This is a genomic window from Streptomyces sp. NPDC006332 (assembly GCF_040612855.1).
In the GTDB taxonomy this organism is placed as follows: domain Bacteria; phylum Actinomycetota; class Actinomycetes; order Streptomycetales; family Streptomycetaceae; genus Streptomyces.
Genome location: NZ_JBEXRA010000001.1, coordinates 296129 through 318663 on the forward strand (window position 1 = coordinate 296129; position 22535 = coordinate 318663).

Below are 22535 nucleotides of genomic sequence, written 5' to 3' on the forward strand. Positions count from 1 at the left end.
CTGATGCACATGAACCGCCGTCACATCCTCGCCATGGTCGTCGCAGCCGCCCTGCTGGTCCCCGGCTGCACCGGGACCGGAGGCTCGTCCAAGGGCGCCGATGCCAAGGCGCCCGACGACCCGTCGAAGGTCACCGGCACCATCAAGGTCCTCACCGTGCGGACCGACCTGGTGCAGGACGGCACGATGAAGAAGTACGCCGCCGAGTTCAACAAGACCTATCCGAAGGTCAAGGTCGAGTTCGAGGCCCTCACGAACTACGAGGCCGAGGTCAAGATCCGTATGAACACGGAGAACTACGGCGATGTGCTGCTGATCCCCGCGGTGATCAAGAAGAGCGACTACCCGAAGTTCTTCGCCTCGCTGGGGACCCAGGAAGAGCGCGGGAAGAAGTACCGCTTCACCGACTTCACCACCGTCGACGGCAAGGTCTACGGACAGACCCCGGTCGGGGTGAGCCCCGGGTTCGTCTACAACAAGCGGGTCTGGAAGGAGGCCGGGGTCACCGACTGGCCCACCACCCCGGCCGAGTTCCTCACCGACCTCAAGGCGATCAAGTCCAAGACCGACGCGATCCCGTACTACACCAACTTCGCGGCCGGCTGGACGCTGACCTCCTGGACGTACGTCAACGGCTCGGTCCACTGCGACACCAAGGCCACCGACAAGCTGGCCGAGGGCGACCCGTGGGCGAAGGGCGCCGACCTGCGCGTGGGCGACACCCTGCTGTACGACACCGTGAAGTCCGGGCTGATCGAGAAGGACCCGACGACCAGCAACTGGGAGGAGTCCAAGCCCAGGCTGGCGAAGGGCGAGATCGCCACCCACTGGCTCGGCACCTGGGCGATCGTCCAGTTCCAGGACGCCGCCAAGAAGGCCGGGGTGAACCCCGACGACATCGGCTTCATGCCCTTCCCGTCCCAGGTGGACGGCACGTTCTGCGCGGTCGTCAGCCCCGACTACAACCAGGCCGTCAACGTCCACTCGAAGCACAAGGACGCGGCCCGCGCCTGGATCGACTGGTTCACCGACAAGTCGACCTACGCCCAGGACAACCTGGCCATCTCCCCGCTCAAGGACGCCCCGCTGCCCGCCGTGATGAAGCCCTACGAGGACGCCGGTGTGAAGTTCATCGAGGTGGACGACAGCAAGGGCGCCCAGGTCAAGAACATCGACAACCAGTCGGAGACCGGCATCTACGCCCCCGAGTACCGGCAGAACCTCGTCGACCTCGCCCGCGGTGCCCGCAAGGGCAGCCTCGACGACTTCTTCGCCGACCTCAGTGAACGCTGGACCAAGGCGCGGAAGACCTCGGGGTCCTGATGACGGACGTCACCGAGAAGACGGCCGTGCGGGCCGGGGCGGGCGTGGCATCCGCCGCCCCCGTCCCGGCCCCCGCCCCGCGCCGGGCGCGGCTGCGGCGGGGCCTCACCCCCTGGCTCTTCCTGATCGTCCCGCTCGCCCTGCTGATCACCTTCACCTACGCGCCGATCGCCAACATGGCCGCGTACAGCCTCACCGACTGGGACGGTGTGAGCCCGGAACTGCACTACACGGGCGTCGGGAACTACACCGAGATCTTCACCAGGGAGGACCTCTTCCGGGTCTTCTTCGTCAGCGGCTACTACCTCGCCGCCTCCGTGGTGCAGATCGTCGCCGCGCTCTACTTCGCGACGATCCTGAGCTTCAACATTCGTTTCCGGAACTTCTTCAAGGGCGTGCTCTTCTTCCCGTACCTGATCAACGGGGTCGCGATCGGCTTCGTGTTCCTCTACTTCTTCCAGGACGGCGGCACCCTTGACTCGGTGCTGAGCCTGTTCGGGTACCACTCCGACCGCTCCTGGCTCGGTACCCCGGTCTCGGCGAACACCTCGCTGGCCGGCGTCTCGGTCTGGCGCTACATGGGCGTGAACTTCGTCCTGTTCCTCGGCGCGATCCAGTCCATCCCGGGGGAGTTGTACGAGGCCGCGGAACTGGACGGGGCCAACCGCTGGCACCAGTTCCGGCACATCATCGCGCCCGGCATCAAACCCGTGGTCACCCTCACGGTGATCCTGTCGATCTCCGGCTCGCTGTCGGCCTTCGAGATCCCGTACATCATGACCGGCGGGGCGACCGGTACCGAGACCTTCGTGATCCAGACGCTGAACCTGGCCTTCCGCTTCAACAAGACGGGGCTCGCCTCGGCGGCCGCGATCGTGCTGCTGCTGATCATCCTGCTGGTGACCTGGGTACAGCGGCGCCTCGTCCCCGACGACAGGGTGGACCTCGTATGACACGTCGTGCCGTGGCCCGGACGCTCGTGTACCTCTCGCTGATCGCCGCCACGCTGGTGGTCCTGCTGCCGCTCGCGGTCGTCCTGCTGACGTCCCTGAAGTCCGAGACGGAGATGGCCCGGGGCGGCGGGGCGCTGTCGCTCCCGGACGACCCGCTCAACTTCCACAACTACGTGTCGGCGTTCGAGGGCGGCGAGATGCTGTCGGCGTTCGGCAACACCGCCGTCATCCTGCTGTTCTCCATCGGCGGTACCGTCCTCATCGGCTCGATGACGGCCTACGCCATCGATCGCTTCACCTTCCGCTTCAGGAAACTGGTGGTCGCGCTCTTCCTGGTCGCCGCGCTGGTCCCGGGCGTCACCACCCAGGTCGCCACCTTCCAGATCGTCAACAGCCTCGGGATGTTCGACTCGCTGTGGGCGCCGATCGTCCTCTACATGGGCACCGACATCGTCTCGATCTACATCTTCCTGCAGTTCGTGCGGTCCATCCCGATCTCCCTGGACGAGGCGGCCCGCCTGGACGGCGCGGGTGCCTTCACGATCTACCGCAAGGTCATCTTCCCGCTGCTCAGGCCGGCCGTCGCGACGGTCGTGATCGTGAAGGGGATCACCGTCTACAACGACTTCTACATCCCCTTCCTCTACATGCCCTCGGAGGATCTTGGCGTGATTTCGACGTCCCTGTTCCGCTTCAAGGGCCCCTACGCCGCCCACTGGGAGACGATCTCGGCAGGAGCGGTCCTGGTGATCCTGCCGACCCTGATCGTCTTCCTGAGCCTGCAACGCTTCATCTACAACGGCTTCATGCGCGGAGCCACGAGGTGAGCGCGCCCACCCCGACGGCTACTCGGACAGCGCGGCCACCAGAACCGGCGTCACCTGTTCCACCTGCCACGGCCGGGCCCCCAGCCCCGCCAGCGCGGCCGCCACGGACTCGGCCTCGACCACGGCGGGCGGCTCCCAGCAGACCCGTCGCACGGTGTCCGGCGTGATCAGGTTCTCCTGCGGCATGGAGAGCTGTTCGGCCAGCGCCGAGACGGCCGCCCGGGCCGCCGACAACCGAGCCGCGGCGGCGGGATCCTTGTCGGCCCAGGCCCGCGGCGGCGGCGGCCCCGTCACCGGCTGTCCCGGCTGCGGCAGCTGGGCCTCGGCCATCGCCTTGGCCCGGTCGACGGCCGCCTGCCACTGCTCCAGCTGCCGCCGGCCCATCCGGTGCCCGAACCCGTTCAACGCGGCGAGCGCGTGCACATTGGCCGGAACGGCGAGCGCCGCCTCGACGATGGCCGCGTCGGACAGCACCTTGCCCGGCGACACGTCCCGCCGCTGGGCGTTGCGGTCCCGCGTCTGCCACAGCTCACGCACCACCGCGAGCTGCCGACGCCGCCGCACCTTGTGCATCCCGGAGGTCCGCCGCCAGGGGTCCTTGCGCGGCTCCGGCGGCGGCGCCGACGCGATGGCGTCGAACTCCTGCTGCGCCCACTCCAGCTTGCCCTGCCGGTCCAGCTCCTTCTCCAGCGCGTCCCGCAGGTCGACGAGGAGCTCCACATCCAGTGCCGCGTAGCGCAACCACGGCTCGGGCAGCGGCCGGGTCGACCAGTCGACGGCCGAGTGGCCCTTCTCCAGCACGAAGCCCAGCACGCCCTCGACCATTGCGCCGAGGCCCACCCGGGGGAACCCGGCGAGCCGGCCGGCCAGCTCGGTGTCGAACAGGCGGGTGGGGACCATGCCTATCTCCCGCAGGCACGGCAGGTCCTGGGTGGCGGCGTGCAGCACCCACTCCACCCCGGAGAGCGCCTCGCCCAGACCCGACAGGTCGGGGCAGGCCACGGGGTCGATCAGCGCGGTCCCCGCGCCCTCGCGGCGCAGCTGGACCAGATAGGCGCGCTGGCCGTAGCGGTAGCCGGACGCGCGCTCGGCGTCGACGGCGACCGGGCCGGAGCCGGCGGCGAAGGCGGCGATCACCTCCGCGAGCGACTCGTCGTCGGCGATCACCGGCGGAATGCCCTCGCGGGGTTCCAGCAAGGGGACCGGTTCAGGGCCGGGCTCGGAGTTCGGCGCCCCCGTAACAGAAGATCCGCCGTCGTCCGGAGGGGCGCCTCCGGTGGTTCGCAGTGAAATGTCTGCTGCGGTGTCTTGGGCGTCGGTCACATGTCAAGGGTATCCATGTATGGACAGCGCCCGCCGACGGAACGTTCCGTCGGCGGGCGCCTGAGGGTCGTAAACCAGTCACCTCGGTGAAAGACGCGGTGCGGGATCCGGCTCGCGAGGGGTGGGTCAGTGGATGATCCCGGTGCGCAGGGCCACCGCGACCATCCCGGCGCGGTCACCCGTGCCGAGCTTGCGGGCGATGCGGGCGAGGTGGCTCTTGACGGTCAGGGCGGACAGGCCCATCGAGACGCCGATCGCCTTGTTCGACTGGCCCTCCGCGACCAGGCGCAGCACCTCGACCTCTCGGCCGGACAGTTCGCGGTAGCCGCCCGGGTGACTCGGGGCACCCGGGGGGCGGCGGTGCATACGGGCGGCGGCGGCGCCGATGGGGGCGGCGCCCGGTCGGGTGGGGAGCCCGAGGTTCGTGCGGGTGCCGGTGACGACGTAGCCCTTGACTCCGCCGGCGAGCGCGTTGCGCACCGCGCCGATGTCGTCGGCGGCCGACAGGGCCAGCCCGTTGGGCCAGCCCGCGGCGCGGGTCTCGGACAGGAGGGTGAGGCCGGAGCCGTCGGGCAGGTGGACGTCGGCGACGCAGATGTCGCGGGGGTTGCCGATGCGGGGACGAGCCTCCGCGACGGACGAGGCCTCGATGACGTCGCGCACACCGAGCGCCCACAGGTGGCGGGTGACGGTGGAGCGGACGCGCGGGTCGGCCACGACCACCATGGCGGTCGGCTTGTTCGGGCGGTAGGCGACCAGGCTTGCGGGCTGCTCGAGGAGAACGGACACCAGGCCTCCTGGGTGGGGGACGGGGCCGGCTTGTGGGGAGGAAGCCGGGACGAATCGTGCTTTCAAGGTCACAGTCGTCTTCGGCACCAAACCCGTTCGCCTTTAGAGAATGATCACGATCTAGTGAGTAACAATCCGTGCAATTCGGACACGCGATCGATCACTCGAAGATCGAACGGTTTCATTCTTCGTCGATACGAGGCCGAAAGTGGCCGTATCGACAAAGAGATCGGCAAAGAGGTCGACAGGGATCAGTAAAGAGGTTGACGAGGGTCGACCGTGGTCAGTACGGGCACATCGGCGCGTCAGCGCGGTCGATCGGCGCGGTCAGTCAGCGCGGTCAATCAGCGTGGTCAAGGGGGGCTCAGCGGGCCTGCGGGTCCCGGCGCTGCGGCAGCGTGACCACCGACGCGTCGCCCGGGCCGGCCGGCGGCAGTCCCGCGACCTGGGCCAGCAGATCGCACCAGGACGCCAGGTGTGCCGCGGCGTCCGGCACCCCGCCCAGACCCTCTCGGGGTGTCCAGGACGCGCGGATCTCGATCTGCGAGGCGGCCGGACGTTCGGACAGGCCGCCGAAGTAGTGGGAGCTCGCCCGGGTGACCGTGCCACTCGGCTCGCCGCAGGTCAGACCGCGTGCGGTGAGCGCCCCGGTCAGCCAGGACCAGCAGACGTCGGGCAGCAGCGGATCGGCGGCCATCTCGGGCTCCAGTTCCGCCCGCACCAGCGTCACCAGCCGGAAGGTGCCCTGCCAGGCGTCGTGCCCGTCCGGGTCGTGCAGCAGCACCAGCCGGCCGTCGGCCAGGTCCTGGTCGCCGTCGACGACCGCCGCTTCCAGCGCGTACGCGTACGGAGCGAGCCGCTGCGGTGCCGGAGTCGGCTCCACCTCGATCTGCGGCCGCAACCGCGCCGCTCGCAGCGCGTCCACGGCCGCCCGGAAGGGCGGTGGAACCGACCTGCTCGTATGCCCCTCGCCCTCCTCGGTGTCCTTCGCCTCGTCCATTCCGCCAGTGCCGTCCGACAGTCGTCCCTGAGCCGCAGCCATGCGGGGAAGATTAAGGGGAACGGGGGCCTTGTGCAGGGAGGGACACCCTTTTGCCGGGCGTCGGGGTCTGCGTCGGGGCCGGGTCCGGTGCCGTGCGAGACTTGCCCCGTGAGTGCCAAAGAGAGCCCCGTGAGCCCGCGCCCGGCGCAGCAGACAGCCCCGTCCGACGCGGTCCAGGATTCCGCCTTCCTCAGGGCCTGCAGGCGCGAGCCGGTGCCGCACACGCCTGTGTGGTTCATGCGGCAGGCCGGGCGCTCGCTGCCGGAGTACCGCAAGGTCCGCGAGGGCATCCCGATGCTCGAGTCCTGCACGCGGCCCGAGTTGGTCACGGAGATCACACTCCAGCCGGTGCGCCGGCACGGCGTGGACGCTGCGGTCTACTACAGCGACATCGTCGTCCCGCTCAAGGCGATCGGCGTCGACCTCGACATCAAGCCCGGCGTCGGCCCGGTCGTCGCGCACCCGATCCGCACCCGCGCGGACCTCGCTCAGCTCCGCGACCTCACCCCCGACGACGTCTCCTACGTCACCGAGGCCATCGGTCTGCTGACCGCCGAGCTCGGCTCGACCCCCCTGATCGGTTTCGCGGGCGCGCCTTTCACCCTCGCGAGCTACCTGGTCGAGGGCGGCCCCTCGCGCACGTACGAGAACGCCAAGGCGATCATGTACGGCGACCCCGAGCTCTGGGCCGACCTGCTCGACCGTCTCGCGGACATCACGGCCGCCTTCCTGAAGGTCCAGATCGAGGCCGGCGCCAGCGCGGTCCAGCTGTTCGACTCCTGGGCCGGCGCGCTGTCCCCGGCGGACTACAGCCGCTCGGTGCTGCCCGCCTCCGCCAAGGTCTTCGAGGCCGTCGCCGGGTACGGCGTCCCGCGCATCCACTTCGGCGTCGGCACCGGTGAGCTGCTGAAGCTGATGGGCGAGGCCGGCGCGGACGTCGTCGGCGTCGACTTCCGCGTCCCGCTCGACGAGGCCGCCCGCCGTGTCGGCCCCGGCAAGGCGCTCCAGGGCAACCTCGACCCGACCGTCCTGTTCGCCGGCACCGAGGCCGTCGAGACCAAGACCCGCGAGGTCCTCGACGCGGCCGCGGACCTGGAGGGTCACATCTTCAACCTCGGCCACGGCGTCATGCCGACCACCGACCCGGACGCGCTGACCCGGCTCGTCGAGTACGTCCACACGCAGACCGTCCGCTGACGCGCGCTCACCACGTGTGCCGGGGCCTCGCCCGCCTGCCGAACAGCAGGCCGCGCGGCTCCGGCGGCGGGGGCGTACCCGGCTTCAGCGGCCAGGCGAGCAGCATCCCCGCGAGGAAACCGACGACGTGCGCCGCGTACGCCACCGTGCCGGCGGCGGAGACGCCCTCGCCGGACGAGTACACCGCCTGCAGGGCGAACCAGAAGCCCAGCACCAGCCAGGCCGGCAGCCGCAACGGCAGGAAGACCAGGAACGGCACCAGCACCCAGACCCTGGCCCTCGGATACAGCACCAGGTAGGCCCCCAACACCCCGGCGATGGCTCCCGACGCGCCGATCAGCGGGTCCGCCGAGTCGGCGTTGAGCAGCGCGAAGCCGTACGACGCCGCGTAGCCGCAGACGGCGTAGAAGAGCGCGTACCGCACGTGGCCCATGCGGTCCTCGACGTTGTTGCCGAAGATCAGCAGGAACAGCATGTTGCCCAGCAGGTGCAGCCAGCTGCCGTGCAGGAACATCGCCGTGAGGACGCTGAGGGGCGGCGACTTGTCGTACGTCGGAGGCCCCACCACGCAGCCCGCGCCCCGCGACCCCATCCCGACGTCGCCGGTGGGCACCAGCCGCGGCAGCTGATGGTGGATCAGTTCCTGTGGCACGGCCGCGTAGTGGTCCAGGAACGCCTGGAGGTGGCAGAGCTGGGACAGGCTGCTGTCGCCCGCCACCGAGCCGGACAGGCCGGGCATGAACAGGAAGACGATGACGTTCGCGGCGATCAGCGCGTACGTCACCCAGGGGGTGCGGCGTACGGGGTTCACGTCGTGCACGGGGATGACCACAAGGAAGGTGTGCCCCCGATGCGGGCCGCGAATCGGTGAACGCCGCCGCCCGCGGGTGCGTATGTCTCGTCAACCGCCCGCGGCACGGGGAAGGCGGGTCGCGGGGACGACGTGAGGAACAGGCGATGAACGACCGAGTTACTCCTCCTATGCACGCCTCGCCCGACGGCGAGGCGGAGATCTCGCTGGTGCTGCGACTGCCCTGGGAGGACGTGGCACGGCTCGGCCAGGACGCGGGGCGGCTGGCCGCGCAGATGCAGCGGCCGGTGACCCTCGACGAGGCGGTGAGCCACCGGCTCAGGTCGGCCCGGTCGGCGGCCCACGCGAAGCCGGCGGGGGAGCAGCCGGCGCCCATGACCAGCAGTGCCTCCGTCTCGTCGCTGCCGTCGAGGCCGCCGGCCGACCAGGCGCGGCAGGCGATCGAGAGGATCAACGGGACCGCGTAGCGGTCGGTTCAGGAGGCCCGCACTTTCACAGCTGCCTTGCGGGCCGCCACCAGGACCGGGTCCCAGACGGGGGAGAACGGAGGGGCGTAGCCCAGGTCCAGGGCTGTCATCTGTTCCACCGTCATGCCGGCGGTCAGGGCCACCGCGGCGATGTCGACCCGTTTGCCCGCGCCCTCCCGGCCGACGATCTGCACGCCGAGCAGCCGTCCCGTGCGGTGCTCGGCGAGCATCTTCACCGTCATCGGGGCGGCGTCGGGGTAGTAGCCCGCACGGCTGGTCGACTCGATGGTGACCGACTCGAACCGCAGGCCCACCCTGCGGGCGTCCTTCTCACGCAGGCCCGTACGGGCGATCTCCAGGTCGCACACCTTGCTGACCGCCGTGCCGACCACGCCGGGGAACGTGGCGTAGCCGCCGCCCGCGTTGGTGCCGATGACCTGGCCGTGCTTGTTGGCGTGCGTGCCCAGCGCGATGTGCCGCAGCTGGCCCGACACCAGGTCGAGGACCTCCACGCAGTCCCCGCCGGCCCAGATGTTCTCGTGGCCGCGCACCCGCATCGCCAGGTCGGTCAGCAGGCCGCCGTGGGCACCGAGCGGCAGCCCCGCCGCCGCGGCGAGCCCCGTCTCGGGGCGCACCCCGATGCCGAGCACCACCACGTCCGCCGGGTACTCGGCGTCCTGTGTGGCCACCGCCCGCACCCGGCCGTCGTCGCCCGTGAGCAGTTTGGTGACCTCGGCGTCGTCGACCATGGTGATCCCCAGGCCCGCCATCGCCTCGTGCACCAGCCGGCCCATGTCCGGGTCGAGCGTGGACATCGGCTCCCGGCCCCGGTTGACGACCGTCACCTCGTAGCCGCGGTTGATGAGCGCCTCGGCCATCTCGACGCCGATGTAGCCCGCGCCGACCACGACCGCCCTGCGGCCACGCGTCTCGGCCAGCGTGTCGATGAGCGCCTGGCCGTCGTCGAGCGTCTGCACGCCGTGCACCCCGGGCGCGTCCACGCCCGGCAGATCCGGCCGCACCGGGCGGGCACCGGTGGCGATCACGAGTTTGTCGTACGACGTCCAGGACTCGGCCCCGGAATCGACGTCACGCGCGCGCACCCGCCCCGCGGCCACGTCGATCTCGGTGACCTCGGTGCGTATCCGCAGGTCGATGTCGCGCGCCCGGTGCTCCTCGGGCGTCCGGGCGATCAGCTGGTCCCGTTCCAAGACGTCACCGCCCACCCAGTACGGGATCCCGCACGCCGAGTAGGAGGTGAAGTGGCCGCGTTCGAACGCCACGATCTCCAGCTCGTCCGGGCCCTTCATCCGACGGGCCTGTGACGCCGCGGACATCCCCGCGGCGTCGCCGCCGATCACGACCAGACGCTCCGACCCACGCTTCGTACGGCTCATACTCATACGAACACGCTACGTGGGCAGGGCACTTCAGTCCCGTAAAGCCCGCTCGCCGCAGCTCAGTTCTGCTCGCCGCCCTCCTGCGGGTGGGTCGGCTCGGGCGCCTGCCGGGCCGTCGGGAGCGGGCCGAGCGCGGTCGTCGCGGGCGGGGTCGCGGGGCGGCGCGGCAGCCGGGGCCGGATCATCCGCAGCCACGCCAGGACGATCAGCGCGGCCACCGCCAGGAACGGCAGCACCGCCCCGATCACCACGGCCAGCCAGCGCAGCATCGTCACGAACGCGTCCCAGCCGCCGGCCAGCGCGTCCACGAACCCCGGGTCGTCGTCCTTGTGGGCCGCCTTCTTCACCGGCGTCTCGGACAGGGACAGGGTGATGGTCGCCAGGCTGGTGCGGTCCTTCAGGGACGACTGCTGGGCCAGCAGCGCCTCCAGGTCGGACTCCCGCCTGCTCAGCTCGCCCTCCAGCGTCACCACGTCACTGAGCTTGGTCGCCTGGTCCATCAGTTCACGCACCCGTGCCACGCTGGCACGCTGCGAGGCGATGCGGCTGTCCACGTCGACGACCTGATCGGTGACGTCCTGCGCCTTCGCCGTGCGTTCGAGGAGCTTGCCGGTGCCCTGGAGCTCGTCGAGGACGGTGTCGTACCGGTCGACGGGCACCCGCAGCACCACCCGGGTGCGTTCGTGGCCGTCCTGGTCCCGGCTGGTGGACTCGTCGCCGACGTAGCCGCCCGCGTTCTCGACGGTGCCGCGCGCCTCGTCGAGGGCCTTCGGTACGTCCTTGACCTGCACGGTCAGCGACGCGGTACGGATGATGTGGCTGGTGACCTTGAGGGGCGCGGTCGCCTTGGCGCCACCGGTCCCGCGGGAACGGTCGGACTCGGCCGCGCCACCCGGTGCGGCCGCCTTCGCGTCGCTCTGCGCGGCCGGCCTGTCGTCCGCCGTGGTGCCGGAATCACCGCCGCCGGCACTGCAGCCGGTCAGCGCGAGGGCCGCGGCCAGCAGGAGAGGTGCCAGGGCCTGAACGGGTCGTACGGAACGTCGTGCGCGCATGCGGGCTACCCCCGGGGGTTGTGACGACTGACGTTCCTTCGACGCCGGAGCGGGCCGGGACGTTGGAGGGAAACGGTCCCGATGCGGTCACGGTCGGGACTCGTGCAGGACACCGGCCCGGCGCCGGGGTGTCAGTGGCGTCTGAGAAGGTGGGCACATGAGCGCAACGGGTACGGGCATCGGGCATGTCATCGTCGTCGGAGCCGGGATCGCGGGGCTGGCAGCCGCCCACCGGCTGCTGCGACGGGGGTCGCGGGTGACCGTGCTGGAGGCCTCGGACCGCGTCGGCGGCAAGCTGCTGCCCGGCGAGATCGCGGGCGCCCGTGTCGACCTCGGCGCCGAATCGATGCTCGCCCGCCGCCCCGAGGCCGTCGCCCTCGCCCGCGAGGTGGGCCTGACCGACCGCCTCCAGCCGCCCGCGACCGCGACCGCCTCGCTGTGGACCCGCGGCGTCCTGCGCCCGATGCCCAAGGGCCATGTGATGGGTGTCCCCGGCACCGCCGACGCCCTGACCGGCGTGCTGTCCGACGAGGGTCTCGCCCGCATCGGGCAGGACACCGACCTGCCCCGCACGGAGGTCGGCGAGGACGTGGCGGTCGGGGAGTACGTGGCGGCGCGGCTGGGCCGTGAGGTCGTCGACCGTCTCGTGGAGCCGCTGCTGGGAGGGGTCTACGCGGGCGACGCGTACCGCATCTCGATGCGCTCGGCCGTCCCGCAGCTCTTCCAGGCCGCGCGGACGCACGACTCCCTGACGGCGGCCGTCCGCGAGATCCAGGCGAAGGCCGCGGCGAACCAGCAGACCGGGCCGGTGTTCATGGGCATCGCGGGCGGAGTCGGCTCGTTGCCGCTCGCGGTGGCCGAGTCGGTGCGCGAGCGCGGCGGAGACATAGTGACCGGGTCGCCGGTGACCGAGCTGCGCCGCGAGGCGTCCGGCGGCTGGCGGGTAGTCGCCGGGGACCGGGTCCGGCACGCCGACGCGGTGATCGTCGCCGCCCCCGCCCCGGTCGCCGCCGGTCTGCTGCGCACCGAGTCACCCGCGGCCGCCACCGAGCTGACCGCCGTCGAGTACGCCTCCATGGCCCTGGTCACCCTCGCCTACCGCCGCGCGGACGTCACCCTCCCCGAGGGCAGCGGGTTCCTCGTCCCGCCCGTCGACGGACGCACCATCAAGGCGTCGACGTTCGCCTCCCAGAAGTGGGGCTGGATCGACGCCGAGAACCCGGATCTGCTCGTCCTGCGCACCTCCGTCGGCCGGTACGGCGAGACGGCGATCCTGCAGCGCGAGGACGCCGACCTCGTCGCCGTCTCCCGGCACGACCTGCGCGAGGCGACCGGCCTGGACGCCGCTCCCGTGGAGACCCGCGTCGTCCGCTGGACCGACGGCCTCCCCCAGTACCCGGTCGGCCATCACGCGCGGGTGGCCCGGATCCGCGAACACGTCGGCAAGCTGCCGGGGCTCGCCGTGTGCGGCGCCCTGTACGACGGCGTCGGCATCCCGGCCTGCATCGCGAGCGCGTACGCGGCGGTGGACCAGATCGGCGGCGGCCCAGGGCCGTCCTGATGGATCTCCGCGGCGTCGCGTCGCCCGGCACGCACTCCCCCACTGCCTCAAGGGCGTGGGGGGACCCCCAGCCGCACGGCGCGAAGGGCCAGGTGGCTCCGCCACATGACCCTCCACGCCGCACGCCGATCGCACGCACCGAACGCCGCTCCTTCTCCCACGGAGATCCATCAGAAGGGCCCTAGGCGCGACGCGGGAGCTCACCGCCAACCCGGTGCAGAGTCTGCACGGCGGAGCGGGAGAATAAGGACCATGAGCGACGACGCCCCCACCACCGAGTCCGGCAGGGTCCCGAACAAGGGCAAGCTGGCCAAGGACCTGAACGAGACCATCCGCTACACCCTCTGGTCCGTCTTCAAGCTGAAGGACGTGCTCCCCGAAGACCGCGCGGGTTACGCCGACGAGGTCCAGGAGCTGTTCGACCAGCTCACCGCCAAGGATGTGACGATCCGCGGCACCTACGACGTGTCCGGTCTGCGCGCCGACGCCGACCTCATGATCTGGTGGCACGCGGAGACCAGCGACCAGCTGCAGGAGGCGTACAACCTCTTCCGCCGCACCAGGCTGGGCCGCGCCCTCACGCCGGTGTGGTCGAACATGGCGCTGCACCGCCCCGCCGAGTTCAACCGCGCGCACATCCCCGCCTTCCTCGCCGACGAGTCGCCCCGCGACTACGTCAGCGTCTACCCCTTCGTGCGCTCCTACGACTGGTACCTGCTGCCCGACGAGGACCGCCGCCGGATGCTCGCCGACCACGGCAAGATGGCCCGCGGCTACCCGGACGTGCGCGCCAACACGGTCGCCTCGTTCTCCCTCGGCGACTACGAGTGGATCCTCGCCTTCGAGGCCGACGAGCTGTACCGCATCGTCGACCTCATGCGCCACCTGCGTGCCTCCGAGGCCAGGATGCACGTCCGCGAAGAGGTCCCGTTCTACACGGGCCGCCGCAAGTCGGTGGCCGACTTGGTCGCCGGGCTCGCATAACGCGGTTCCGGCTCCGGGTGCGGCGCACACGCGGCGCGCCGCCCCGGAAGCCGCCCTTCCAGCAGGTAGGCGTCCACGTACCCGTTGACGCACGGGTTCGGCCCGCCCGCGATCCCGTGGCTACCGGCGTCCCGCTCCGTCACCAGCACCGACCCCGACAACCGCCGACGCAACTCCAACGCCCCCTCGTAGGGCGCGGCGGCGTCCCGCTCGGCCGCCAGGATCAGCGTCCCCGGCACCTCACCGGGGCCGGTACGCACATCGAGGGGCCGCTGACGCGGCGCGAGCCAGTACGCGCAGGACAGGTTCGTCCACACGTTGTCCCAGGTCTCGAAGGGCGCCACGCGTGCGAGCCGGGTGTTGTCCCGGTCCCACACCTCCCACTGGGTGGGCCAGGGCGCGTCGTTGCACTCGACGGCCGTGTAGACCGCCTGCGCGTTCTCCGCGTCGGCCGCCGTCTCCGGGTACGGCCCGGCCTGCTCGATCAGCGGCTGCGGGTCGCCCTTCAGATACACCGACAGCGCCTGCGCGCGGTGCGGCCAGTAGTCGTCGTAGTACCCGGCCGACAGGAACGCCTCACGCAACTGCCCGGGGCCGACCGTCCCGCCGGCCGGCTTCACGGCCAGCTGCGCCGCGGCCTTCTCGTAGCTGCGCAGCACGTCGTCCGCCGTGTCGCCCAGCCCGTACACGTCGTCGTGCCGGGCGACCCAGTCCCGGAAGTCCTGCCAGCGGCCCTCGAACGCGGCCGACTGGGCGAGGTTGTTGCGGTACCAGATCTGCTCGGGGTCCGGGTTCACCGCCGCGTCGAACACCATCCGCCGTACGTGCGAGGGGAAGAGGGTCGCGTACACCGCCCCCAGGTAGGTGCCGTACGACGCGCCCATGAACGTCAGCCTCGACTCGCCGAGCGCGGCGCGCAGGACGTCCAGGTCGCGCGCGTTGTTGAGGGAGGTGTAGTGCCGCAGCGCCTCACCGCCGCGCCGCGCGCAGCCACGCGCGTACGCCTTCGCCCGCTCGACGCGTTCCTTCTTGTACGTCTCCGAGGGATGCGTCGGCGCCTGTGTGGGAGCTTCGAGGAACGTCTTGGGATCCTGGCAGGACAGATGCGCGGACCGGCCCACCCCGCGCGGGGCGTAGCCCACCAGGTCGTACGCCGCCGCGAGCCGTTTCCACTCGGGGAGCACGCCGATCAGCGGGAAGTACATGCCGGAATCGCCGGGTCCGCCCGGGTTGAAGACCAGGGAGCCCTGCCGGGGCACCCGGCGCTTGCTGTTGTCCGGGTCCTTGTGGGTGGCCGGCACCCGGCTCACGGTCAGTTCGATCTGCGGGCCGTCGGGCCGGGCGTAGTCGAGCGGCACGGACACGGTGCCGCACCGCACGGTGCCCGGCAGGTCCTCCGCGGCGGGGCAGGCGCCGAAGTCGACGCCCCGCGCCCCGGCCCGGGCGGCGGCCACCGCCGTGCCGCGCAACTCGGCCGCGCCGGGCACTGCGGGGGCGCTGTCGGCCGGGGCCGCGCCGAGCGTGGTCAGCAGCAAGGCCCCGGCGGCCGAGTAGAGGGCGGGCGCTCGCATCGGGTGTCCCTTCGGTGCACGACAGCAACAAAAGGGATGTTTCGCCCGGCTGTTGGCGAAGGCAAGCACCCCGGCCGGTGTCGGGCCCGATACGCCCGTACGCCCCGTCAAAGCCCTACGCGCGCCAGTCCTCCTGCTGCTCCCGGTGGGCGAAGGCCGCGCGGTACGTCCGACTGGGCCGGCGTCAGCAGCGCGGTCGCGCCCAGGGGCGGCACGGCGAGCGCGGCGAACTGTACGTTGCGGCTCCCGGCGGCGACCCCCGCACGGACGCCGCCGGGAACGGCGAGCCCCGCGCCGACCAGCCGGCCGGGGCGTCCTCGGAGGAACCCGGTGACGTTCCGGTGGGTGACCGGGTCAGGAGGTCTCGGGTGCCGGCGGGGGTGGGTTGGAGGCGGGGGGCGGGAGCGGGTACGTCGGGGAGGGTGACGGGGTCACCGGGACCACCGGGCCCGGTCCGGTGATCGGGCCGGGCGGGGTCGGGGAGCCGGTGACCGGGGGAGTGCTCGCCGCCGCCATGTCCCGGGCCAGGGCGTCGAAGTCGACGTACCCGGTGGCCTCAAGGACCTTGATGTGGTCCAGTACGGTCGTGTTGGCGTCGTCGGCGAGGGCACGGACGAGCGAGTTGCGGGTGGCGGCCCGTACCTGGGCGACGACTGAGAAGACCTTGCCGTGCGCGAGCCGCAGGATGTTGGCGAACTGGTGGTCGTAGTCGACGCCTTGGGCGGTGTTCAGGGTCGCGAGCCACTGCTTCTGCTGCTCGGTCGGCTCGTTGGGCAGCTCCAGGCCGAGCTTGGCGGCCACGTCCCGGACCCGCTCGTCCAGGAACGTGTGCCCCTCGACCAGGTGCGTGCCCGCCCTTCGTACGGCCTCCGTCGTGCCCTTCTGCTGCGCCTGCTGACCGGCGGGCAGCTCCCACAGGCCGGCCAGTCGGACCTTCGTGACGAAGTCCCGGTCGAGAGCGGACAGCGGCCCGTACACCGTCGACACGGTCTCGGCGTTCAGTACGTCCACGCCGGTGGCGGGCTGGTCGTCGTACGACCAGAGCGGGAAGATCAGCGCCACGAAGGTCGCGATCAGACCGACGATGATGATGCCGGTTCCGGTGAAGATGCCTCTGCCGTTGACGGGGGGACGGGGTCGCATGGTGCCTCCTGTTGCGGCACCGCACGCTAGTGGGTCTCAGGTGCGGGGTTGACATGTTACTGCGCGGTCTACGTCAACTGCCGTACGAGGGAGGAAGGTTGCATCAGGGGCGAGGCGGGACGAATGGGTGAAGAAAGGCGGGGGATGTATGGGGGCACAGTGCAGTGAAGCGGGCTTCCTGGCTCGGGTGATTGTCAGGAGTGTTAACCCTGGCACACCTGAGAGGCCGACCGCGGGGAGCCCGCGCCTAGTGGGGGAGCCCGAGGTGGCGTAGGTCGCGCGGGCCATGTGGCTGGACGGTGTGGGCCGGCTGCGGGTGGGCGGTGTCCGCCGAGGCCGCGGACGGACGGGGTCGGTCGGCCACCCGGTTCGGCCGCGTGCTGTGGTCAGCGACGCAGCAGGACCCGCCGCGTGGCGCGAGCCAGCCGCGCCGTCGGGCGCTGCGAGCGCGGTGCCGGGCCCGACCGCTCCAGCCACCACTCCCGCAGCTGCCGTCGTGCCGTCGCGTCCTCCGGCTGCCCGGCGAGCAGCACCTGCTCGGCGAAGTCCAGGGCGTCGCGGCGGTAGCCGTCCGTCATCGGGTGGCCGTGGGCGTAGGCGAGGAAGGCCGGGCGGTAGCCGGGACCGAGGATGGCCGGGAGTTCGGGGGCGACCTTCGCGACCACGTCCGCCCGCTTCCCGCCGAGCGCGCGGGCCTGGACGCCGAGGCGCACCCGGTCGAACCCCTCCGGGACGGGCGTACCGGCGACCAGCGCGGACAGCAGCGCCGTCTGCGCGAGGGCGAGCCGCTGACGGGCGGGGTCGTCGGCCGGGGACGGCGCCGGGGCCCGAGTCGGGTCGGGAGCAGTAGCCGCCGTAGGGGTGGGAGTCGGAGCCGGAGCCGGTGTGGTCGTCGCGTCGGCAGGCCGGGTGGCGTCGGTCCGGGATCCGGCGGGCAGCACCGCCCCCGCATCGGCGCCGCCCTTCTCCAGTGCCTCCCGGATCGCCCCCAACTCCCTCTCCAGCTCGGCCGGTTCGGGGAAGTTCTCGTCGCGTTCCAGCAGGACGCCCGGCGGGCGGACCCGGGACGCGAGGTCGGTCAGGATGTCGAGGACCGGGCGGGGGACCGGGTGGGCGTGGCTGTCGTGCCAGACTCCGTCGCGTTCGAAGCCACCCGCGACATGGACGTACGCGATGGCCTCCAGGGGGAGGTCGGCCAGCGCCTCGGCCGGGTCCTCGCCGCGGTTGACGTGGTTGGTGTGCAGGTTCGCCACATCGATGAGCAGGCGCACTCCGGTGCGGTCGGCCAGCTCGTACAGGAACTGCCCCTCGGTCAGCTCCTCGCCGGGCCAGGAGATCAGGGCGGCGATGTTCTCGACGGCGAGCGGTACCGGCAGTGCGTCCTGTGCGATGCGGACGTTCTCGCACAACACGTCCAGGGCGTCGCGGGTGCGCGGTACCGGAAGCAGATGGCCCGCCTCCAGGCCGGGGGAGGCCGTCAGGGGGCCGCCCGCCCTGACGAACGCGATGTGCTCGGTGATCAGCGGCGAGCCCAGCGCCTGAGCTCGCTCGGCGAGGACGGTCAGGCGTCCTGGGTCGGGGCGGTCGGCGCCGCCGAGACCGAGCGAGACACCGTGCGGGACGACGGTGACCCCGCGCTCACGCAGCCGCAGCAGGGACTGCGGGAGGTGGCCGGGGCAGGTGTTCTCCGCCACGACCTCGACCCAGTCGATGCCCGGCATGCGCTCCACGGCGTCCGCGATCTCCGGCCGCCACCCGATGCCCGTCCCCAGTCGCTCCATCGTCTCCTCCTCCGCCCGCCCACACGCCTTGAACCCGCTGAGTCGTCTCCCTCGAGTCGTCCCCTTCGACGCTCCTTCGACGTGACGTGGGTATGGCCCGGACGCGCGGACTCGAACCGCTGGGCGCCCGCGTTCAGAGCAACATTTGAGGTTCGCCTCGGACCGGCCCCGAGTCGACCGCGCGGTGCGCGGCCGGCGTCAGAAGGTACGCGCGGGACGGTGAAGGCGTTCAAACAACCGTTGGCCACCGCTCCGGCGCCCGCCCCAGCAGCCGAAGCGTCTTTGCAAGCGGCGCCGCCCCCTCCGGCACGTCCAGCGCGGCGGCGAACGCGGACCCCTCAGCGCGTGCCGCCGGGTCGGTGGGGACGCGCCGGGCGACGGCGAGCGCCGCGCCGAGCACCTCGTCCGGCAGGTCGAGGCCGGTGCCGAGGCTCACGGCCACGTCCCAGGCGTGCACCACGTAGTCGACGAGGTGGAAGCCGATCGCGGTCCGGCCGCGGAAGCTCCCGCTCAGCTCGAACAGGGTGAACTGCCTTTCGGGCACGCCGGGTTCGGCGAAGGCGGCCAGGACATCCGCCGCGGCCACCCGGTGCGCGAGGGCCGGATCGCTCGCGTCCTCCCGCTCCCGCCAGTGCTCCGCCTCCCCGCCCGCTCCGCGGGCCGCGGCCGCGAAGCCGTGGTGCTGGGCCGTCATGTGCGCCACCAGTCGCCGCACCGTCCACCCCGCGCACGGGGTGTCCCGCTCCCAGTCCCGCTCCCGCGCCAGATCCACCACCCGCACCGCCTCGCGTACGGCGATCCGGTCCAACTCGACGAGGTCCATCACCGCTCCTCGGTGATCAGGCCCAGGGCGTACGCCCACACGGCGCCCGCGTCGAACGCGGCGAACTCGCGCCGGGTGGACCGCAGTTCGCCGCGACCGTGGTGGGCGCGCACGATCCGGACGTGGTCGGGACGGCCGACGAACTCCTTCAGACCCCGCTCGTCCGCCCACACGGACACCGCTCCGCAGCGCCGTCGGACCGGATCGGCCCACAGCCACATCCCGACCGCGCCGGGCGTCTGCGGCCAGGTGCGGCGCAACCGCAGCCCGCTCACGGCGACCGCGGCGGCCTGGCCGTATCCGCGGGCGGTGAAGTCCGTGACGGTGACCAGCAGGGGATCGCCGGACGGGGGCTCCGGTCCCGGTTGCCAGCGGGAGCGCAGGATCTTTCGTCGAGGAGAGCTCATGACAGGCAGCGTAAAACTAAACGAACGATCGTGCTACTTGTTTCGGACGAGAGACGCGGATGGTCCCCCGGAGTCAGAGGCATCACCCGCGGTTCTCGCAACTCAGCCGCGCCTCACGGCACTTCAGGTGCGAGGGACGGGTCCGTCGCGGCCAGCCGCAGCCGGGCCGCGATGCCGAGGCGGGCCCTGCGGTAGGCGCCCGCCTCGCCGTGCAGCACCGACAGCGCGTTCGCCGCCTCCATCAACGCGACCAGCTCGAAGGCCAGTTGCCCGGCATCCGTGTCCGCGCGCAGCTCACCGACGCGCCGCGCCTCCTCGCTGCAGCCCTCCACCAACGTGACCCAGGACCGCTGCGCCGCCACCAGGGCGTCATGCACCGGCCCCTCCCGGGCGTCGAACTCGGCGATCGCCCCGTAGAAGAAGCAACCGCCCGGGAAGACCCGACGCTGCGAGTAGTCCAGCCAGGCCTCGCACAGGCGCCACACCCGGGCCACCCCCGGCGCGGGCGTCGCGGCAGGCTCCAGCACCTCCGTGACGTAGATCCGTGAGGCCTCCTGGATCGTCGCCAGTTGGAGTTCCTGCTTGGAGCCGAACAGGGCGAACACCCCGCTCTTGCTCAGCCCCAGGTCACCGGCGAGCCGCCCCAGCGACAACGCCTCCAGCCCCTCGACGGAGGCCAGGTCGACCGCTCGGCGCAGCACTGCCTGACGGGTCCGGTTGCCCCGCTCGACCCTGCCGTCCAGGCGGGTCACCGCAACGCCGGATGGTCCGCGACGACCGTGCAGGACCCGGGCGCGATCTCGGTGAACCCGGCGTCCCGCACCAACGGCAGCCCACTCGTGGTCAGTTCACCCCAGCGGCCAGGGTCCGCGGCCCGTACGGCGAGGGGGAAACCCGCGTCGCGCCACCCGGCCCGCTCCTCCTGCGACAGTTCCCACCAGGCGAGTTGGGCCCCGTGACCGGCCTGCGCCATCGCCTTCCCGGCCGACATGTCCAGCTCCGGGTTCAGCCACAGCACGGGCCCCGACGGGTCCGCGGCCCCCGGCGGCTCCGGATCGTCGAGGTCGGTGCCCGACACCTGGAGCCGGGCCAGGTCCTTGGGCCACCCGTCGAGCGGCACCGGCGGGAAGACCCGCACCTCCGCCGACTTCCCGGCCACGGTGATCCCGGGCAACGCCACCGCCCGCCGCCACTCGGCCCCCCGGGCCCGCCGCACCACCTTGCGGATCCGCGCGTCCTGCCAGTCCCGCATCGCCCGCGCCCACTCGCCCTCGCCGACCGACCGCTCGTCGGCCAGCATCAGGAGCACGGCCCGGGCGGCGGTCTCCAGGGCGTCGGTACGGGCCGGCGGAGCGTCCCGCTCGATACGGACGACCAGGGGCAGCACGAACTGCGGCGCGTGGTCCCGTGCGCTGGGGTCGGACCGGAAAGGGCTGTCGTCACTCGACGTCGCATCTTCACTCACGGAACCAGTCTGCCAACCGCCGGGGCGCGCGCCATGATGTCCCCCATGCAGAACGCGCTACGGCTGGAGAACGTGGGCCGCCGCTACGGCTTGAGCGGTTCCTGGGTGCTGCGCGGCATCGACCTGACCCTCGCCCGGGGCGAACTCGTACGGATCGGGGGAACCAACGGCACCGGCAAGTCCACCCTGCTGCGCCTCCTGGCGCGGATCGACGCCCCCACCACCGGCCGCGTCACCGGCCGCCCCCGAACGGCCTACGTGCCCGAACGCTTCCCGTCGGCCCTGCCCTTCACCCCGTCCGGCTATCTCACTCACCTCGGTGCCGTGCACGGCCTGACCCGTACCGCCGCCGCACGGGCCGCCGACGAGTGGCTCGACCGGTTCGGCGCGGCAGCCTACGCCCGCACCCCGATGACCCGACTGTCGAAGGGCAGCAGCCAGAAGGTCGCCGTCGCCCAGGCCCTGCTCGCCGAACCCGAACTGCTCGTCCTCGACGAGGCGTGGACCGGACTGGACACCGACGCCCGGGCCGAACTGGAGCGGGCCGTGGCCGAACGCACCGCCGCCGGCGGCACCGTGGTGTTCGTCGACCATGACCCGCGCCGCCTAGCAGGCGTGCCCGACGCCACGTACCACGTCCACGACGGCACCCTCGAACGCCGTACGGAACAGGCGACGTCGCCGACCGGCCCGCAGGTCGTCGTCGAAGCGCAAGGGCCGCCCGGCGCACAGCTCCCCGCCGTCACGGTCACGTCCGCCGAGGAGACCGTCCCGGGCACCTACCGCTTCAGCGTCCCCGCGTCCCACTCGGACGTGCTGCTCCGGCACCTGCTCACGGCCCGCCCGCCCTGGCACGTGCGCGGCGTGACCCGCGCCGACACCCCCTACGGCGAGGAAAACCCCAGGTGACCGCCATCCTCCGCTACCAGGCCGCCCTGCTCATCCGCTCGCAGCGGTGGCTGCCGCCCTTCATCCTGTACGCCGCGTTCCTGGGCGTGGGGGTGCAGGGCGGCCAGCCGGTACTCGACTCGCTCGGGTACACGGCCGCCGCGCTGCTGCCCGTCGCCGCCTGGCTGGTGCGGATCTGCGTCACGGGGGAGCCGGCGGCGGCCGGCCACTGCGTGGCCGCGGCGACCGGGCCGGGGCGGGCGCACCTGAGCCGGCTGCTGGTGGCGCTGGGCGTGTCGGCACTGCTCGGCGCGGTCGCGACGGTGATCGTCGCCGGGATCAGCGATCCGGCGAGCTCCGATCACCAGACCCGGGTGCCGCTGCTCCCGGCGGGCGCGGCCGGGCTGCTCGCCGCGCTGGCCTGCGCCCTGCTCGGCACCGCCGTCGGCGCGCTCACCAGCTGGCCCCTGCTGCGTGCGACCGGCCGGGCGGTCCCCGCGCTGCTGCTCGCGGCACTGGTGGCGCTGGTGGTGTCCGGCTCCCCGGCGCAGGCGGCGGTCAGCGGCCTGGTCACCGGCTCCCGCTCCGGCACGGTCGAGCTGCCCCTGCTGCCGCTCGCCGGGGCCGCCCTGCTCGCGTCCGCCGCCACCGCGACGGCCTGCGCGCTCACCTCCCGCAGGTCACCCTGAGGGCGCCGGGGAGCACGGGGAGCACGGGGAGCGCGGGCA

General features: G+C 72.1%; 22 protein-coding genes. 9 read left to right on the forward strand and 13 right to left on the reverse strand.

Annotated elements, in window-relative coordinates; all coding sequences use genetic code 11:
- Window positions 1–9 precede the first annotated feature (9 nt).
- The 3 genes from ABZ027_RS01160 to ABZ027_RS01170 are packed head-to-tail and all read left to right on the forward strand — an operon-like array spanning window position 10 to window position 3103.
- Complete coding sequence (locus ABZ027_RS01160) at window positions 10–1323, forward strand: ABC transporter substrate-binding protein (protein ID WP_356763034.1); 1314 nt, start codon at window positions 10–12, stop codon at window positions 1321–1323.
- Window positions 1323–2276, forward strand: coding sequence for a sugar ABC transporter permease (locus ABZ027_RS01165; RefSeq protein WP_356763036.1), 954 nt, complete (start codon window positions 1323–1325; stop codon window positions 2274–2276). The genes ABZ027_RS01160 and ABZ027_RS01165 overlap by 1 nt, the downstream gene beginning before the upstream one ends.
- On the forward strand, window positions 2273–3103 hold the full coding sequence (locus tag ABZ027_RS01170; protein WP_356763038.1) for a carbohydrate ABC transporter permease: 831 nt from the start codon (window positions 2273–2275) through the stop codon (window positions 3101–3103). The genes ABZ027_RS01165 and ABZ027_RS01170 overlap by 4 nt, the downstream gene beginning before the upstream one ends.
- A gap of 18 nt (window positions 3104–3121) precedes the next feature.
- Here the strand turns inward: ABZ027_RS01170 and ABZ027_RS01175 are convergent, their stop codons facing one another.
- From ABZ027_RS01175 to ABZ027_RS01185, 3 genes are all read right to left on the reverse strand, one after another.
- Complete coding sequence (locus ABZ027_RS01175) at window positions 3122–4426, reverse strand: ribonuclease D (RefSeq protein WP_356763040.1); 1305 nt, start codon at window positions 4424–4426, stop codon at window positions 3122–3124.
- Between the two features lie 126 nt (window positions 4427–4552).
- Window positions 4553–5215, reverse strand: coding sequence for a response regulator transcription factor (locus ABZ027_RS01180; protein ID WP_123992183.1), 663 nt, complete (start codon window positions 5213–5215; stop codon window positions 4553–4555).
- A 364-nt stretch (window positions 5216–5579) separates the two neighbouring features.
- Window positions 5580–6257 (reverse strand): DUF3000 domain-containing protein, encoded by a 678-nt coding sequence (locus ABZ027_RS01185; protein WP_356763042.1) that lies wholly within the window; start codon window positions 6255–6257, stop codon window positions 5580–5582.
- A gap of 129 nt (window positions 6258–6386) precedes the next feature.
- On the opposite strand from ABZ027_RS01185, the gene hemE reads away from it, so the two are divergent.
- Window positions 6387–7454, forward strand: a complete 1068-nt coding sequence (gene hemE / locus ABZ027_RS01190; protein WP_356763433.1) for a uroporphyrinogen decarboxylase — start codon at window positions 6387–6389, stop codon at window positions 7452–7454.
- A 7-nt stretch (window positions 7455–7461) separates the two neighbouring features.
- Here the strand turns inward: hemE and ABZ027_RS01195 are convergent, their stop codons facing one another.
- Complete coding sequence (locus ABZ027_RS01195; RefSeq protein ID WP_356763044.1) at window positions 7462–8286, reverse strand: rhomboid family intramembrane serine protease; 825 nt, start codon at window positions 8284–8286, stop codon at window positions 7462–7464.
- A 125-nt stretch (window positions 8287–8411) separates the two neighbouring features.
- On the opposite strand from ABZ027_RS01195, the gene ABZ027_RS01200 reads away from it, so the two are divergent.
- On the forward strand, window positions 8412–8732 hold the full coding sequence (locus ABZ027_RS01200; RefSeq protein WP_356763046.1) for a hypothetical protein: 321 nt from the start codon (window positions 8412–8414) through the stop codon (window positions 8730–8732).
- Window positions 8733–8740: 8 nt separating this feature from the next.
- On the opposite strand, the gene ABZ027_RS01205 is transcribed toward ABZ027_RS01200, so the two are convergent.
- Both ABZ027_RS01205 and ABZ027_RS01210 read right to left on the reverse strand, forming a co-directional pair.
- Window positions 8741–10135 carry an FAD-dependent oxidoreductase gene (locus ABZ027_RS01205; protein ID WP_356763048.1) on the reverse strand — a complete coding sequence of 465 codons (1395 nt, stop codon included), beginning with the start codon at window positions 10133–10135 and terminating at the stop codon, window positions 8741–8743.
- A 56-nt stretch (window positions 10136–10191) separates the two neighbouring features.
- Window positions 10192–11184: a DUF4349 domain-containing protein gene (locus tag ABZ027_RS01210; protein ID WP_356763050.1), complete on the reverse strand. Its 993-nt coding sequence runs from the start codon at window positions 11182–11184 to the stop codon at window positions 10192–10194.
- A gap of 157 nt (window positions 11185–11341) precedes the next feature.
- Between ABZ027_RS01210 and hemG the strand changes: the two genes are divergently transcribed.
- Both hemG and hemQ read left to right on the forward strand, forming a co-directional pair.
- A complete protein-coding gene (gene hemG / locus ABZ027_RS01215; protein ID WP_356763052.1) occupies window positions 11342–12745 on the forward strand; it encodes a protoporphyrinogen oxidase in 1404 nt (467 codons plus the stop codon).
- A gap of 252 nt (window positions 12746–12997) precedes the next feature.
- Window positions 12998–13729 carry a hydrogen peroxide-dependent heme synthase gene (hemQ, locus tag ABZ027_RS01220; RefSeq protein WP_356763054.1) on the forward strand — a complete coding sequence of 244 codons (732 nt, stop codon included), beginning with the start codon at window positions 12998–13000 and terminating at the stop codon, window positions 13727–13729.
- Here hemQ and ABZ027_RS01225 read toward each other — a convergent pair.
- The 7 genes from ABZ027_RS01225 to ABZ027_RS01255 all read right to left on the reverse strand — a co-directional run bounded on the left by ABZ027_RS01225 (window position 13678) and on the right by ABZ027_RS01255 (window position 20919).
- Window positions 13678–15300, reverse strand: a complete 1623-nt coding sequence (locus ABZ027_RS01225; protein WP_356763056.1) for an alpha/beta hydrolase — start codon at window positions 15298–15300, stop codon at window positions 13678–13680. The genes hemQ and ABZ027_RS01225 overlap by 52 nt on opposite strands.
- Window positions 15301–15654: 354 nt before the next feature.
- A complete protein-coding gene (locus ABZ027_RS01230) occupies window positions 15655–16443 on the reverse strand; it encodes a DUF4142 domain-containing protein (protein ID WP_356763058.1) in 789 nt (262 codons plus the stop codon).
- A 386-nt stretch (window positions 16444–16829) separates the two neighbouring features.
- Window positions 16830–18224: a DUF692 domain-containing protein gene (locus ABZ027_RS01235; RefSeq protein WP_356763060.1), complete on the reverse strand. Its 1395-nt coding sequence runs from the start codon at window positions 18222–18224 to the stop codon at window positions 16830–16832.
- 229 nt (window positions 18225–18453) lie between these two features.
- Window positions 18454–19047 carry a TIGR03086 family metal-binding protein gene (locus tag ABZ027_RS01240; protein ID WP_356763062.1) on the reverse strand — a complete coding sequence of 198 codons (594 nt, stop codon included), beginning with the start codon at window positions 19045–19047 and terminating at the stop codon, window positions 18454–18456.
- Window positions 19047–19454 (reverse strand): hypothetical protein, encoded by a 408-nt coding sequence (locus tag ABZ027_RS01245; RefSeq protein WP_356763064.1) that lies wholly within the window; start codon window positions 19452–19454, stop codon window positions 19047–19049. The genes ABZ027_RS01240 and ABZ027_RS01245 overlap by 1 nt, the downstream gene beginning before the upstream one ends.
- Window positions 19455–19567: 113 nt before the next feature.
- On the reverse strand, window positions 19568–20206 hold the full coding sequence (locus ABZ027_RS01250) for a TetR family transcriptional regulator (RefSeq protein ID WP_356763066.1): 639 nt from the start codon (window positions 20204–20206) through the stop codon (window positions 19568–19570).
- Window positions 20203–20919 carry a peptidyl-tRNA hydrolase gene (locus ABZ027_RS01255; RefSeq protein WP_356763068.1) on the reverse strand — a complete coding sequence of 239 codons (717 nt, stop codon included), beginning with the start codon at window positions 20917–20919 and terminating at the stop codon, window positions 20203–20205. Before ABZ027_RS01255 ends, ABZ027_RS01250 begins: the two co-directional genes overlap by 4 nt.
- A 45-nt stretch (window positions 20920–20964) precedes the next feature.
- On the opposite strand from ABZ027_RS01255, the gene ABZ027_RS01260 reads away from it, so the two are divergent.
- A complete protein-coding gene (locus ABZ027_RS01260; protein WP_356763070.1) occupies window positions 20965–21828 on the forward strand; it encodes an ATP-binding cassette domain-containing protein in 864 nt (287 codons plus the stop codon).
- Window positions 21825–22496: an ABC transporter gene (locus ABZ027_RS01265; RefSeq protein ID WP_356763072.1), complete on the forward strand. Its 672-nt coding sequence runs from the start codon at window positions 21825–21827 to the stop codon at window positions 22494–22496. Before ABZ027_RS01260 ends, ABZ027_RS01265 begins: the two co-directional genes overlap by 4 nt.
- Window positions 22497–22535 lie beyond the last annotated feature (39 nt).

Bases quoted from the DNA above. Each gene is read 5' to 3' on its own strand.
- ABZ027_RS01160 (WP_356763034.1), top strand. From the start codon at position 10: ATGAACCGCCGTCACATCCTCGCCATGGTCGTCGCAGCCGCCCTGCTG.
- ABZ027_RS01165 (WP_356763036.1), top strand. From the start codon at position 1,323: ATGACGGACGTCACCGAGAAGACGGCCGTGCGGGCCGGGGCGGGCGTG.
- ABZ027_RS01170 (WP_356763038.1), top strand. From the start codon at position 2,273: ATGACACGTCGTGCCGTGGCCCGGACGCTCGTGTACCTCTCGCTGATC.
- ABZ027_RS01185 (WP_356763042.1), bottom strand. From the start codon at position 6,257: ATGGCTGCGGCTCAGGGACGACTGTCGGACGGCACTGGCGGAATGGAC.
- ABZ027_RS01200 (WP_356763046.1), top strand. From the start codon at position 8,412: ATGAACGACCGAGTTACTCCTCCTATGCACGCCTCGCCCGACGGCGAG.
- ABZ027_RS01205 (WP_356763048.1), bottom strand. From the start codon at position 10,135: ATGAGTATGAGCCGTACGAAGCGTGGGTCGGAGCGTCTGGTCGTGATC.
- ABZ027_RS01210 (WP_356763050.1), bottom strand. From the start codon at position 11,184: ATGCGCGCACGACGTTCCGTACGACCCGTTCAGGCCCTGGCACCTCTC.
- hemG (WP_356763052.1), top strand. From the start codon at position 11,342: ATGAGCGCAACGGGTACGGGCATCGGGCATGTCATCGTCGTCGGAGCC.
- hemQ (WP_356763054.1), top strand. From the start codon at position 12,998: ATGAGCGACGACGCCCCCACCACCGAGTCCGGCAGGGTCCCGAACAAG.
- ABZ027_RS01225 (WP_356763056.1), bottom strand. From the start codon at position 15,300: ATGCGAGCGCCCGCCCTCTACTCGGCCGCCGGGGCCTTGCTGCTGACC.
- ABZ027_RS01230 (WP_356763058.1), bottom strand. From the start codon at position 16,443: ATGCGACCCCGTCCCCCCGTCAACGGCAGAGGCATCTTCACCGGAACC.
- ABZ027_RS01235 (WP_356763060.1), bottom strand. From the start codon at position 18,224: ATGGAGCGACTGGGGACGGGCATCGGGTGGCGGCCGGAGATCGCGGAC.
- ABZ027_RS01240 (WP_356763062.1), bottom strand. From the start codon at position 19,047: ATGGACCTCGTCGAGTTGGACCGGATCGCCGTACGCGAGGCGGTGCGG.
- ABZ027_RS01245 (WP_356763064.1), bottom strand. From the start codon at position 19,454: ATGAGCTCTCCTCGACGAAAGATCCTGCGCTCCCGCTGGCAACCGGGA.
- ABZ027_RS01260 (WP_356763070.1), top strand. From the start codon at position 20,965: ATGCAGAACGCGCTACGGCTGGAGAACGTGGGCCGCCGCTACGGCTTG.